The sequence below is a fragment of the Escherichia sp. WS1152 genome (assembly GCF_046487665.1).
GTDB classification, from domain to species: domain Bacteria; phylum Pseudomonadota; class Gammaproteobacteria; order Enterobacterales; family Enterobacteriaceae; genus Escherichia; species Escherichia coli.
In genome coordinates, this window is record NZ_JBJQJA010000006.1 from 98,021 (window position 1) to 111,805 (window position 13,785).

The 13,785-nt window shown below is 51.8% G+C and carries 13 protein-coding genes and 3 tRNA genes; 9 read left to right on the forward strand and 7 right to left on the reverse strand.

What is annotated here, in order from left to right; translation table 11 throughout:
- Positions 1-182 precede the first annotated feature (182 nt).
- The 9 genes from proV (at position 183) to emrB (ending at position 9,528) form a co-directional block, all read left to right on the forward strand.
- The gene (proV, locus tag ACJHW7_RS11645) at positions 183-1,385 is read left to right on the forward strand and encodes a glycine betaine/L-proline ABC transporter ATP-binding protein ProV (protein WP_000985483.1); all 1,203 of its coding nucleotides are present in this window, start codon (positions 183-185) and stop codon (positions 1,383-1,385) included.
- A complete protein-coding gene (gene proW, locus ACJHW7_RS11650) occupies positions 1,378-2,442 on the forward strand; it encodes a glycine betaine/L-proline ABC transporter permease ProW (protein ID WP_000774978.1) in 1,065 nt (354 codons plus the stop codon). The genes proV and proW overlap by 8 nt, the downstream gene beginning before the upstream one ends.
- 56 nt (positions 2,443-2,498) lie before the next feature.
- Positions 2,499-3,491, forward strand: a complete 993-nt coding sequence (proX, locus tag ACJHW7_RS11655) for a glycine betaine/L-proline ABC transporter substrate-binding protein ProX (RefSeq protein WP_001216525.1) — start codon at positions 2,499-2,501, stop codon at positions 3,489-3,491.
- 191 nt (positions 3,492-3,682) lie between these two features.
- Complete coding sequence (locus ACJHW7_RS11660) at positions 3,683-4,867, forward strand: MFS transporter (RefSeq protein WP_021557117.1); 1,185 nt, start codon at positions 3,683-3,685, stop codon at positions 4,865-4,867.
- Positions 4,868-4,990: 123 nt separating this feature from the next.
- Positions 4,991-5,728, forward strand: a complete 738-nt coding sequence (gene ygaZ, locus ACJHW7_RS11665; RefSeq protein WP_000445658.1) for an L-valine exporter subunit YgaZ — start codon at positions 4,991-4,993, stop codon at positions 5,726-5,728.
- Positions 5,718-6,053 carry an L-valine transporter subunit YgaH gene (gene ygaH, locus ACJHW7_RS11670; RefSeq protein WP_000119749.1) on the forward strand — a complete coding sequence of 112 codons (336 nt, stop codon included), beginning with the start codon at positions 5,718-5,720 and terminating at the stop codon, positions 6,051-6,053. Before ygaZ ends, ygaH begins: the two co-directional genes overlap by 11 nt.
- A 90-nt stretch (positions 6,054-6,143) precedes the next feature.
- On the forward strand, positions 6,144-6,674 hold the full coding sequence (gene emrR / locus ACJHW7_RS11675) for a multidrug efflux transporter EmrAB transcriptional repressor EmrR (protein WP_000378442.1): 531 nt from the start codon (positions 6,144-6,146) through the stop codon (positions 6,672-6,674).
- Between the two features lie 126 nt (positions 6,675-6,800).
- Positions 6,801-7,973 (forward strand): multidrug efflux MFS transporter periplasmic adaptor subunit EmrA, encoded by a 1,173-nt coding sequence (emrA, locus tag ACJHW7_RS11680; protein WP_001295175.1) that lies wholly within the window; start codon positions 6,801-6,803, stop codon positions 7,971-7,973.
- Between the two features lie 16 nt (positions 7,974-7,989).
- A complete protein-coding gene (gene emrB, locus ACJHW7_RS11685; protein WP_001295176.1) occupies positions 7,990-9,528 on the forward strand; it encodes a multidrug efflux MFS transporter permease subunit EmrB in 1,539 nt (512 codons plus the stop codon).
- A gap of 63 nt (positions 9,529-9,591) precedes the next feature.
- On the opposite strand, the gene luxS is transcribed toward emrB, so the two are convergent.
- The 7 genes from luxS to ACJHW7_RS11720 all read right to left on the reverse strand — a co-directional run bounded on the left by luxS (position 9,592) and on the right by ACJHW7_RS11720 (position 13,648).
- On the reverse strand, positions 9,592-10,107 hold the full coding sequence (gene luxS, locus ACJHW7_RS11690) for an S-ribosylhomocysteine lyase (RefSeq protein ID WP_001130211.1): 516 nt from the start codon (positions 10,105-10,107) through the stop codon (positions 9,592-9,594).
- A 149-nt stretch (positions 10,108-10,256) separates the two neighbouring features.
- On the reverse strand, positions 10,257-11,813 hold the full coding sequence (gene gshA, locus ACJHW7_RS11695) for a glutamate--cysteine ligase (RefSeq protein ID WP_000611804.1): 1,557 nt from the start codon (positions 11,811-11,813) through the stop codon (positions 10,257-10,259).
- Between the two features lie 72 nt (positions 11,814-11,885).
- Positions 11,886-12,314 carry a YqaA family protein gene (locus ACJHW7_RS11700; RefSeq protein WP_001287454.1) on the reverse strand — a complete coding sequence of 143 codons (429 nt, stop codon included), beginning with the start codon at positions 12,312-12,314 and terminating at the stop codon, positions 11,886-11,888.
- A complete protein-coding gene (yqaB, locus tag ACJHW7_RS11705) occupies positions 12,311-12,877 on the reverse strand; it encodes a fructose-1-phosphate/6-phosphogluconate phosphatase (protein WP_021557118.1) in 567 nt (188 codons plus the stop codon). The genes ACJHW7_RS11700 and yqaB overlap by 4 nt, the downstream gene beginning before the upstream one ends.
- Before the next feature lie 280 nt (positions 12,878-13,157).
- Positions 13,158-13,234 (reverse strand) — tRNA-Arg (locus ACJHW7_RS11710).
- A 198-nt stretch (positions 13,235-13,432) separates the two neighbouring features.
- A tRNA-Arg gene (locus tag ACJHW7_RS11715) sits at positions 13,433-13,509 on the reverse strand.
- 62 nt (positions 13,510-13,571) lie between these two features.
- Positions 13,572-13,648 (reverse strand) — tRNA-Arg (locus tag ACJHW7_RS11720).
- Positions 13,649-13,785 lie beyond the last annotated feature (137 nt).

The window sequence follows — 13,785 nt, forward strand, 5'->3', positions numbered from 1 at the left end:
TTCTCGATTTGCTCTCAGCCCTTATATCACGGGAAATTCCGGCGATTTGCTCACATCAATATTCATGCCACATTTGCCCTCAGGGGTTGCCTCAGATTCTCAGTATGTTAGGGTAGAAAAAAGTGACTATTTCCATTGGGTAATGTATCGACATAAACAAATAACAGGAATCTTTCTATTGCATGGCAATTAAATTAGAAATTAAAAATCTTTATAAAATATTTGGTGAGCATCCACAGCGAGCTTTCAAATATATCGAACAAGGACTTTCAAAAGAACAAATTCTGGAAAAAACTGGGCTATCGCTTGGCGTAAAAGACGCCAGTCTGGCCATTGAAGAAGGCGAGATATTTGTCATCATGGGATTATCCGGTTCGGGTAAATCCACAATGGTACGCCTTCTCAATCGCCTGATTGAACCCACCCGCGGGCAAGTACTGATTGATGGTGTGGATATTGCCAAAATATCCGACGCCGAACTCCGTGAGGTGCGCAGAAAAAAGATTGCGATGGTCTTCCAGTCCTTTGCCTTAATGCCGCATATGACCGTGCTGGACAATACTGCGTTTGGTATGGAATTGGCCGGAATTAATGCCGAAGAACGCCGGGAAAAAGCCATTGATGCACTGCGTCAGGTCGGGCTGGAAAATTATGCCCACAGCTACCCGGATGAACTCTCTGGCGGGATGCGTCAACGTGTGGGATTAGCCCGCGCGTTAGCAATTAATCCGGATATTTTATTAATGGATGAAGCCTTCTCGGCGCTCGATCCATTAATTCGCACCGAGATGCAGGATGAGCTGGTAAAATTACAGGCGAAACATCAGCGCACCATTGTCTTTATTTCCCACGATCTCGATGAAGCCATGCGTATTGGCGACCGAATTGCCATTATGCAAAATGGTGAAGTGGTACAGGTCGGCACACCGGATGAAATTCTCAATAATCCGGCGAATGATTATGTCCGTACCTTCTTCCGTGGCGTTGATATTAGTCAGGTATTCAGTGCGAAAGATATTGCCCGCCGGACACCAAATGGCTTAATTCGTAAAACCCCTGGCTTCGGCCCACGTTCGGCACTGAAATTATTGCAGGATGAAGATCGCGAATATGGCTACGTTATCGAACGCGGTAATAAGTTTGTCGGCGCTGTCTCCATCGATTCGCTTAAAACCGCGTTAACGCAGCAGCAAGGTCTTGATGCGGCGCTGATTGATGCGCCGTTAGCAGTCGATGCACAAACGCCTCTTAGCGAGTTGCTCTCTCATGTCGGACAGGCACCCTGTGCGGTGCCCGTGGTCGACGAGGACCAACAGTATGTCGGCATCATTTCGAAAGGAATGCTGCTGCGCGCTTTAGATCGTGAGGGGGTAAATAATGGCTGATCAAAATAATCCGTGGGATACCACGCCAGCGGCGGACAGTGCCGCACAATCCGCAGACGCCTGGGGTACACCGGCGACTGCACCGACTGACGGCGGTGGTGCTGACTGGCTGACCAGTACGCCTGCGCCAAACGTCGAGCATTTTAATATTCTCGATCCGTTCCATAAAACGCTGATCCCGCTCGACAGTTGGGTCACTGAAGGGATCGACTGGGTCGTTACCCATTTCCGTCCCGTCTTCCAGGGCGTGCGCGTTCCGGTTGATTATATCCTCAACGGTTTCCAGCAATTGCTGCTGGGTATGCCCGCACCGGTGGCGATTATCGTTTTCGCTCTCATCGCCTGGCAGATTTCCGGGGTCGGAATGGGTGTGGCGACGCTGGTTTCGCTGATTGCCATCGGCGCAATCGGTGCCTGGTCGCAGGCAATGGTGACTCTGGCGCTGGTGTTAACCGCCCTGCTGTTCTGTATCGTCATCGGTTTGCCGTTGGGGATCTGGCTGGCGAGAAGTCCGCGAGCGGCGAAAATTATTCGTCCACTGCTTGATGCCATGCAGACCACGCCAGCGTTTGTTTATCTGGTGCCAATCGTCATGCTATTTGGTATCGGTAACGTGCCGGGCGTGGTGGTGACGATCATCTTTGCTCTGCCGCCGATTATCCGTCTGACCATTCTGGGGATTAACCAGGTTCCGGCGGATCTGATTGAAGCCTCGCGCTCATTCGGTGCCAGCCCGCGCCAGATGCTGTTCAAAGTTCAGTTACCGCTGGCGATGCCGACCATTATGGCGGGCGTTAACCAGACGCTGATGCTGGCCCTTTCTATGGTGGTCATCGCCTCGATGATTGCCGTCGGCGGGCTGGGTCAGATGGTACTTCGCGGTATCGGTCGTCTGGATATGGGGCTTGCCACCGTTGGCGGCGTCGGGATTGTGATCCTCGCCATTATCCTCGATCGTCTGACGCAGGCCGTTGGGCGCGACTCACGCAGTCGCGGCAACCGTCGCTGGTACACCACTGGCCCTGTCGGTCTGCTGACCCGCCCATTCATTAAGTAACTCTGCACTTGCCCGGTGACGCCGGGCATATCACCCTGCCAAAAAAAGGAATAACAATGCGACATAGCGTACTTTTTGCGACAGCGTTTGCCACGCTTATCTCTACACAAACTTTTGCTGCCGATCTGCCGGGCAAAGGCATTACTGTTAATCCAGTTCAAAGCACCATCACCGAAGAAACCTTCCAGACACTGCTGGTCAGTCGTGCGCTGGAGAAATTAGGTTATACCGTCAATAAACCCAGCGAAGTGGATTACAACGTTGGCTACACCTCGCTTGCTTCCGGCGATGCAACCTTCACCGCCGTGAACTGGACGCCACTGCATGACAACATGTACGAAGCTGCCGGTGGCGATAAGAAATTTTATCGTGAAGGGGTATTTGTTAACGGCGCGGCACAGGGTTACCTGATCGATAAGAAAACCGCCGACCAGTACAAAATCACCAACATCGCACAACTAAAAGATCCGAAGATCGCCAAACTGTTCGATACCAACGGCGACGGTAAAGCGGATTTGACTGGCTGTAACCCTGGCTGGGGCTGCGAAGGGGCGATCAACCACCAGCTTGCCGCGTATGAACTGACCAATACCGTGACGCATAATCAGGGGAACTACGCGGCGATGATGGCTGACACCATCAGTCGTTACAAAGAGGGCAAACCGGTGTTTTACTACACCTGGACGCCGTACTGGGTGAGTAATGAGCTGAAGCCAGGGAAAGATGTGGTCTGGTTGCAGGTGCCGTTCTCTGCACTGCCGGGCGATAAAAATGCCGATACCAAACTGCCGAATGGCGCGAATTACGGCTTCCCGGTCAGCACCATGCATATCGTTGCCAATAAAGCCTGGGCCGAGAAAAACCCGGCAGCAGCGAAACTGTTTGCCATTATGCAGTTGCCAGTGGCAGATATTAACGCCCAGAACGCCATTATGCATGACGGCAAAGCCTCAGAAGGCGATATTCAGGGCCACGTTGATGGCTGGATCAAAGCCCACCAGCAACAGTTCGATGGCTGGGTGAATGAGGCGTTGGCAGCGCAGAAGTAATTTTTATTCGGGCGGATAAGGCGTTTACGCCGCATCCGCCGTTCTGTACACAATGCCTGATGCGACGCTGGCGCGTCTTATCATGCCTACAAACCACACCGCACATTTCAACAATCTATCTTTCATCCCATATTCATCAACATCCGCTATTATTGATTTCCAGCTTAATCATCACCTGATGAACAAAAATAATGACTAAACCTAATCATGAGCTTAGCCCGGCGCTGATCGTGCTGATGTCTATCGCCACCGGTCTGGCGGTCGCCAGTAACTATTACGCCCAGCCATTGCTCGACACCATCGCGCGTAACTTTTCCCTTTCCGCCAGTTCGGCAGGCTTTATTGTTACCGCCGCGCAGTTGGGCTATGCCGCAGGTCTACTGTTTCTTGTTCCCCTCGGTGATATGTTTGAACGCCGCCGCCTGATTGTCTCGATGACCTTACTGGCGGCATGCGGCATGTTGATTACCGCCAGCAGTCAGTCGCTGGCGATGATGATCCTCGGTACGGCATTAACCGGTTTATTCTCAGTCGTGGCACAAATTCTGGTTCCACTGGCAGCGACGCTGGCTTCACCGGACAAACGCGGCAAAGTGGTTGGCACCATTATGAGCGGTCTGCTGTTGGGGATCTTGCTGGCACGAACCGTTGCCGGGTTACTGGCAAACCTCGGCGGCTGGCGCACCGTCTTTTGGGTTGCCTCGGTGTTAATGGCACTGATGGCGCTGGCATTATGGCGTGGTCTGCCACAAATGAAATCAGAAACCCACCTCAATTACCCACAGTTGTTGGGTTCCGTTTTCAGTATGTTTATCAGCAATAAGATCCTGCGCACCCGCGCGTTGCTGGGCTGCCTGACCTTTGCCAACTTCAGCATTCTCTGGACCTCAATGGCCTTTTTGCTTGCCGCTCCACCTTTTAACTACAGCGATGGTGTCATTGGTCTGTTTGGGCTTGCGGGAGCTGCCGGAGCGTTGAGCGCTCGTCCGGCGGGCGGTTTTGCCGACAAGGGCAAATCGCACCACACCACAACTTTCGGTCTGCTGCTGCTATTACTTTCATGGCTGGCAATCTGGTTTGGTCACACTTCCGTACTGGCGTTGATTATCGGCATTCTGGTGCTGGACCTCACCGTACAGGGCGTGCATATCACTAACCAGACGGTAATTTATCGAATACATCCTGATGCGCGTAATCGCCTGACTGCAGGTTACATGACCAGCTACTTTATTGGCGGTGCCGCCGGTTCGCTAATTTCAGCCTCAGCCTGGCAACATGGCGGTTGGGCTGGCGTTTGTCTGGCTGGCGCGACAATTGCCCTGGTTAACTTACTGGTCTGGTGGCGAGGTTTTCATCGTCAGGAAGCCGCAAATTAAGCAATCAGCAACCGTTTTCGTGGCTTTACACTTATAAGGGTGTTAAGAAGCCCATCAGTCTGATAAGGTTAAGATATTCATTCAGTCTATTTATAATATTAACAATCGTTAAGCGTACACTCTATGGAAAGCCCTACTCCACAGCCTGCTCCTGGTTCGGCGACCTTCATGGAAGGATGCAAAGACAGTTTACCGATTGTTATTAGTTATATTCCGGTGGCCTTTGCGTTCGGTCTGAATGCGACCCGTCTGGGATTCTCTCCTCTCGAAAGCGTTTTTTTCTCCTGCATCATTTATGCAGGCGCGAGCCAGTTCGTCATTACCGCGATGCTGGCAGCCGGGAGTAGTTTGTGGGTTGCTGCACTGACCGTCATGGCAATGGATGTTCGCCATGTGTTGTATGGCCCGTCACTGCGTAGCCGTATTATTCAGCGTCTGCAAAAATCGAAAACCGCCCTATGGGCGTTTGGCCTGACGGATGAGGTTTTTGCCGCCGCCACCGCAAAACTGGTACGCAATAATCGCCGCTGGAGCGAGAACTGGATGATCGGCATTGCCTTCAGTTCATGGTCATCGTGGGTATTTGGTACGGTAATAGGGGCATTCTCCGGCAGCGGCTTGCTGCAAGGTTATCCCGCCGTTGAAGCAGCATTAGGTTTTATGCTTCCGGCACTCTTTATGAGTTTCCTGCTCGCCTCTTTCCAGCGCAAACAATCTCTTTGCGTTACCGCAGCGTTAGTTGGTGCCCTTGCAGGCGTAACGCTATTTTCTATTCCCGTCGCCATTCTGGCAGGCATTGTCTGTGGCTGCCTCACTGCGTTAATCCAGGCATTCTGGCAAGGAGCGCCCGATGAGCTATGAGGTTCTGCTGCTTGGGTTACTGGTTGGCGCAGCGAATTATTGCTTCCGCTATTTGCCGCTGCGCCTGCGTGTGGGTAATGCCCGCCCAACCAAACGTGGCGCGGTAGGTATTTTGCTCGACACCATTGGCATCGCCTCGATATGCGCTCTGCTGGTTGTCTCTACCGCACCAGAAGTGATGCACGATACACGCCGTTTCGTGCCCACGCTGGTCGGCTTCGCGGTACTGGGTGCCAGTTTCTATAAAACACGCAGCATTATCATCCCAACACTGCTTAGTGCGCTGGCCTATGGGCTCGCCTGGAAAGTGATGGCGATTATATAACCCACAAGAATCATTTTTCTAAAACAATACATTTACTTTATTTGTCACTGTCGTTACTATATCGGCTGAAATTAATGAGGTCATACCCAAATGGATAGTTCGTTTACGCCCATTGAACAAATGCTAAAATTTCGCGCCAGCCGCCACGAAGATTTTCCTTATCAGGAGATCCTTCTGACTCGTCTTTGCATGCACATGCAAAGCAAGCTGCTGGAGAACCGCAATAAAATGCTGAAGGCTCAGGGGATTAACGAGACGTTGTTTATGGCGTTGATTACGCTGGAGTCTCAGGAAAACCACAGTATTCAGCCTTCTGAATTAAGTTGTGCTCTTGGATCATCCCGTACCAACGCGACGCGTATTGCCGATGAACTGGAAAAACGCGGTTGGATCGAACGTCGTGAAAGCGATAATGATCGCCGCTGCCTGCATCTGCAATTAACGGAAAAAGGTCACGAGTTTTTGCGCGAGGTTTTACCACCGCAGCATAACTGCCTGCATCAACTCTGGTCCGCGCTCAGCACAACAGAAAAAGATCAGCTCGAGCAAATCACCCGCAAATTGCTCTCCCGTCTCGACCAGATGGAACAAGACGGTGTGGTTCTCGAAGCGATGAGCTAACGCGTCATCTCGCTCAAAAATCCAGATTTATAAAAGAAAAAATGACTGGCCAGCATCGCAACATGCTGGCCTTTTTGGCAAGCAGGTCGGCTCAGCCGATGAGTTAAGAAGATCGTGGAGAACAATATGAGCGCAAATGCGGAGACTCAAACCCCGCAGCAACCGGTAAAGAAGAGCGGCAAACGTAAGCGTCTGCTCCTCCTTCTCACCTTGCTCTTTATAATTATTGCCGTAGCGATAGGGATTTATTGGTTTTTGGTACTGCGTCACTTCGAAGAAACCGATGACGCATACGTGGCAGGGAATCAAATTCAAATTATGTCTCAGGTGTCTGGCAGCGTGACGAAAGTCTGGGCCGATAACACCGATTTTGTAAAAGAAGGCGACGTGCTGGTCACTCTCGACCCGACAGATGCTCGCCAGGCGTTTGAAAAAGCCAAAACTGCACTGGCTTCCAGCGTTCGCCAAACCCACCAGCTGATGATTAACAGCAAACAGTTGCAGGCGAATATTGAGGTGCAAAAAATCGCCCTCGCGAAAGCACAAAGCGACTACAACCGCCGTGTGCCGCTGGGCAATGCCAACCTGATTGGTCGCGAAGAGCTGCAACACGCCCGCGACGCCGTTACCAGTGCCCAGGCGCAACTGGACGTCGCGATTCAACAATACAATGCCAATCAGGCGATGATTCTGGGGACTAAACTGGAAGATCAGCCTGCCGTGCAACAGGCTGCCACCGAAGTACGTAACGCCTGGCTGGCGCTGGAGCGTACTCGTATTGTCAGTCCGATGACCGGTTATGTCTCCCGCCGCGCGGTACAGCCTGGGGCGCAAATTAGCCCAACGACGCCGCTGATGGCGGTCGTTCCAGCCACCAATATGTGGGTGGATGCCAACTTTAAAGAGACGCAGATTGCCAATATGCGCATCGGTCAGCCGGTCACCATCACCACCGATATTTACGGCGATGATGTGAAATACACCGGTAAAGTGGTTGGTCTGGATATGGGCACAGGTAGCGCGTTCTCACTGCTTCCAGCGCAAAATGCGACCGGTAACTGGATCAAAGTCGTTCAGCGTCTGCCTGTGCGTATCGAACTGGACCAGAAACAGCTGGAGCAATATCCGCTGCGTATCGGTTTATCCACGCTGGTGAGCGTCAATACCACTAACCGTGACGGTCAGGTACTGGCAAATAAAGTACGTTCCACTCCGGTAGCGGTAAGCACCGCGCGTGAAATCAGCCTGGCACCTGTCAATAAACTGATCGACGATATCGTAAAAGCTAACGCTGGCTAATCCAGAGGTGCGTGTGATGCAACAGCAAAAACCGCTGGAAGGCGCGCAACTGGTCATTATGACGATTGCGCTGTCACTAGCGACATTCATGCAGGTGCTGGACTCCACCATTGCTAACGTGGCGATCCCCACTATCGCCGGGAATCTGGGCTCATCGCTCAGCCAGGGAACGTGGGTAATCACTTCTTTCGGGGTGGCGAATGCCATCTCGATCCCGCTTACCGGCTGGCTGGCAAAGCGCGTCGGGGAAGTGAAACTGTTCCTCTGGTCAACCATCGCCTTTGCTATTGCGTCGTGGGCGTGTGGTGTCTCCAGCAGCCTGAATATGCTGATCTTCTTCCGCGTGATTCAGGGGATTGTCGCCGGGCCGTTGATCCCGCTTTCGCAAAGTCTATTGCTGAATAATTACCCGCCAGCCAAACGCTCAATCGCGCTGGCGTTGTGGTCGATGACGGTGATTGTCGCGCCAATTTGCGGCCCAATCCTCGGCGGGTATATCAGCGATAATTACCACTGGGGCTGGATATTCTTCATCAACGTGCCGATTGGCGTGGCGGTGGTGTTGATGACACTGCAAACTCTGCGCGGACGCGAAACCCGCACCGAACGGCGGCGGATTGATGCCGTGGGGCTGGCACTGCTGGTTATTGGTATAGGCAGCCTGCAGATTATGCTCGACCGCGGTAAAGAGCTGGACTGGTTTTCATCACAGGAAATTATCATCCTTACCGTGGTGGCGGTGGTGGCTATCTGCTTCCTGATTGTCTGGGAGCTGACCGACGATAACCCGATAGTCGATCTGTCGTTGTTTAAGTCGCGCAACTTCACCATCGGCTGTTTGTGTATCAGCCTCGCGTATATGCTCTACTTCGGCGCGATTGTTCTGCTGCCGCAGTTGTTGCAGGAGGTCTACGGTTACACGGCGACCTGGGCAGGTTTGGCCTCTGCGCCGGTAGGGATTATTCCAGTGATACTGTCGCCGATTATCGGCCGCTTCGCGCATAAACTGGATATGCGCCGACTGGTAACCTTCAGCTTTATTATGTATGCCGTCTGCTTCTACTGGCGTGCCTATACCTTTGAACCAGGTATGGATTTTGGCGCGTCGGCCTGGCCGCAGTTTATCCAGGGGTTTGCGGTGGCCTGCTTCTTTATGCCGCTGACCACCATTACGCTGTCTGGTTTGCCACCGGAACGACTGGCGGCGGCATCGAGCCTCTCCAACTTTACGCGTACGCTGGCGGGGTCTATCGGCACGTCGATAACCACAACCATGTGGACCAACCGCGAGTCGATGCACCATGCGCAGTTAACCGAGTCGGTAAACCCGTTCAACCCGAATGCCCAGGCGATGTACAGTCAACTGGAAGGACTTGGGATGACGCAACAGCAGGCATCAGGCTGGATTGCCCAGCAGATCACCAATCAGGGGCTGATTATTTCCGCAAATGAGATCTTCTGGATGTCAGCCGGGATATTCCTCGTCTTGCTGGGGCTGGTGTGGTTTGCTAAACCGCCCTTTGGCGCAGGTGGCGGCGGAGGCGGTGCGCACTAAGTACAACTAAGCCAGTTCATTTGAACTGGCTTTTTTCAATTAATTGTGAAGATAGTTTACTGACTAAATGTGCAGTTCCTGCAACTTCTCTTTCGGCAGCGCCAGTTCTTCGTTGCTGTTGATGCGCACGTCACGTTCCAGAATGCTACGCGCAATATCCTGCGCTTCCTGCAACGAGTGCATCTGGTAAGTGCCACACTGGTAGACGTTCAGCTCCGGAATCTGATTCTGATCCTGCACTTTCAGCACGTCTTCCATTGCCGCTTTCCAGGCATCAGCAACACGCTGCTCATCTGGCGTACCAATCAGACTCATATAAAAACCGGTGCGGCAGCCCATTGGCGAGATATCGATAATCTCTACACCATTACCGTTAAGATGGTTACGCATAAAACCAGCAAACAGGTGCTCCAGGGTATGGATCCCTCTTTCTGGCATCACTTCTTTGTTCGGCACGCAGAAGCGCAGATCGAACACGGTGATTGCGTCGCCATGCGGGGTGTTCATTGTTTTCGCCACCCGAACTGCAGGCGCTTCCATCCGGGTATGATCGACTGTGAAGCTATCTAACAACGGCATTTAGCCACCTCCGGTAATTTTTTTAAAAATTTTCTGAACTCTTTCTTCCCAGGCGAGTCTGAGTATATGAAAGACGCGCATTTGTTATCATCATCCCTGAATTCAGAGATGAAATTTTGGCCACTCACGAGTGGCCTTTTTCTTTTCTGTCAGGCGTGTTTTTCCAGCCACACCGCAAACGGTTCGGTATCTGCGGCTTCCATTTCCTGCTGACGGCGTTCAGATGCCTCGCGCTCGGCTACAAAATCCTCTTCGCGCAGAATTTCCAGCGGCTCTTCACGCAGCAGATTACGGTACGCTTCAGCAAACGCTTTGCCTGTTCCGCCAATACCAGTATCAATCATAGACCTTAAGATACGGGCAGAGAAAGTCAGATCGGGATTATCGAAGCAGGCGACCAGTTCATCACACACTTTCTGATACGCTTCGCCGCCGTTAATGCTATCCAGCGTTTGCGCGACGCGTTTCAGATCGCGGAACAGATCTTTACCCACCTGCGGTAACGGGAACTGTGCGGTTTCGCAGCCGATACCCAGCGTCAGACCCGGTTTGCGACCTTCGAGGATCACCCGGTTCCAGTTAACGCGTGTACAGGCAAGTTCGCTACTGCTCATTTCCGGTGCATCAGCCAGCGCACACCAGACCATAAACAGGTCGAGGAATCGCACCTGCTGTTCATCTACACCAATCGGCGAGAACGGGTTGATGTCCAGCGAACGCACTTCAATATATTCAATGCCGCCACGTAACAGCGCATCAGAAGGCGACTCGCCGCTGCGGGTAACACGTTTTGGACGAATCGGCGCGTACAGTTCGTTTTCAATCTGCAGCACGTTGCTATTGATTTGCAGCCTCTTACCGTCTTTCTCAATACCAATCTTCGCGTACTCTTCCGATGGCGTTTTGATTGCCTGTTTAAGGCCCGCTACGTACTCGTAAAGATCGTTGAAGGTAATACCAAGATTGCTTTGCGATTTATTGGTATAGCCGAGGTCGCTCAAACGAAGAGAGGTCGCATACGGCAGGTAATACATACCGCACTCGGTTTTCTCAAACGGCAGCGACGTTGGTTTTCCTTGCAGGAAAGAAGAACAAATCGCCGGAGATGCACCAAACAGATAAGGAATGACCCAACCGAAACGATAGTAATTGCGGATAACGCGGAAATAGCCCGCAGAAATTTTCTCTTTGGCATCAGCGCCCGAGATATCACCGCACTTCGCTTGCCAGAATGCCATTGGCAAAGAGAAATTGTAATGCACGCCGGAAATGGTTTGCATCAGCGCGCCGTAGCGATTTTTCAGCCCTTCACGATACAGCGTTTTAAAGCGTCCGGTGTTAGAAGTGCCGTACTGTGCCAGTTCGATGTCCTGACCTTCTGCGATGTAGCATGGCATACTTAACGGCCACATCCGCTCATCGCCCATATTGCGCGCCGTATAACGATGCAGATCGCGCATAAAGGTCAGCATATGTTCAATATCACCATCCACTGGTGTAATGAATTCCAGCAATGCTTCCGCAAAATCGGTAGTAATCCATTTATGCGTCAGTGCGGAACCTAATGCTTCAGGATGACCTGTTGTTGCCAGTGTGCCATCAGCATTAACACGCAAAGTTTCGCGCTCCAGCCCACGCTGTATCCCCTTTAACGCCTGAGGATGTTTTTCCAGCCAGGCCAGCGCCTGTGATACGTCCGGGATCAAATTGACCTCCCGCCTGTCAAAATCGTTTTAATTAGCATAACTGTAATGGTGACCATATGTGCAGGCCTACAATTAGTGCCACCACATCATGCCCTGAACGGTCGCTGCTGCAACTGCAACATAGCGTAACGCTTTACCAAGGCACAAAAAAAAGATTACTGGCCCCCAGGAGATGCGCATCCATCCCGCTAACAGACACAGTAAATCGCCAACCACGGGCATCCAGCTTAATAATAGCGTGACTGCACCATAGCGTTTCAGCCAGCCGGTAGCTTTCTCTTGCCAGCGCGATGTTTTACGCAATGGAAAGAAACGCCCAAGGATAACGTTAGTTAACCCTCCAAGGCTATTACCCATTGTTGCTGTTAAAACTAAAACCCAGGGATGACTGATCCCGGAAAGCAACATTGCCACCAGCACGACTTCGGAGTTGCCGGGTAATAGTGTAGCGCTGAGAAAACTACTGGCAAACAACGAGAAAAGCGATAACGCTTCACTCACAGCAAGCGAACATCCACAGCGTCCATGCCTGCTGCACGGGCCGCCTGAATACCGAAATCGGCATCTTCAAAGACCACACACTGTGTCGGTTTCACGCCCATACGCTGCGCGCACAACAAAAATGTGTCTGGCGCAGGTTTATGGTGTTGGACGTGATCGGCAGCGACGACGGCGTCAAAATAACGGCGTAATCCCAGGTGAGCCAGCAATGCCTCAGCGATGGCGCTTTCACTCCCCGTTCCTACAGCCATTGGGCGACGACCATGCCAACTTTTCACCACTTCAACAAGAGGAAGCGGCTCGACACTATCCAGTAGCATACTTCTTACTGCTTCTGTTTTTTCACGCGCTAACGCATGCGGGTCGAGATCGGCCTGATTCAGCTCAATAATTGCCTGAGCAATACGCCAGGTGGGCGATCCATTAAGCGCAATCATCGCCTGAACATCGTACTGAAGACCGTAGTGCCCTAATACTTCGCGCCACGCTTTACGGTGCGTAGGCTCCGTATCCAGGATTGTGCCATCCATATCAAAAATTAAACCTGCATAACGCTCGTACATGGTCTTCTCGCAAGTCGAAAAATATGACGCTACTTTAGCGTAATTGCTTGATTTTGTCGCTGATGGCGAAGGAGAAGAAAATTCAGGAAATGGATAAAGTAGTTATTTAGAAATGAGATATTTTTGAAGGAAATTTTTTGGAGAAGATGGTGCATCCGGGAGGATGACTCACTGGCGTTCGCCCTTCGGGCCGTTGCTAAAGCAACGTTATCCTTCCTGGTGCCTGCGGTTAATTCCGCTACCTCTTCGATATCTTCATTGCTGAAGATTTCGGAGAATATGGTGCATCCGGGAGGATTCGAACCTCCGACCGCTCGGTTCGTAGCCGAGTACTCTATCCAGCTGAGCTACGGATGCATCGGGAAAATTTATTTTACTGCTGATATTGATATCGCTACTAAAGCCATATCAAGTAAGAGATGGTGCATCCGGGAGGATTACTCGCCTTGCGGCTCGCCCTTCGGGCCGTTGCTGGCGCAACGTTATCCTCCCTGGTGCCTGCGGTTAATTCCGCTACCTCTTCGATATCTTCATTGCTGAAGATTTCGGAGAATATGGTGCATCCGGGAGGATTCGAACCTCCGACCGCTCGGTTCGTAGCCGAGTACTCTATCCAGCTGAGCTACGGATGCATCGGGAAATTTATTTTACTGCTGATATTGATACCGCTACTAAAGCCATATCAAGTAAGAGATGGTGCATCCGGGAGGATTCGAACCTCCGACCGCTCGGTTCGTAGCCGAGTACTCTATCCAGCTGAGCTACGGATGCATCGGGAAACTTACTTTACTGCAGATTTTTTGATACCGCTACTAAAGCCGTATCAAGTAAGAGATGGTGCATCCGGGAGGATTACTCGCCTTGCGGCTCGCCCTTCGGGCCGTTGCTAAAGCAACGTTATCCTCCCT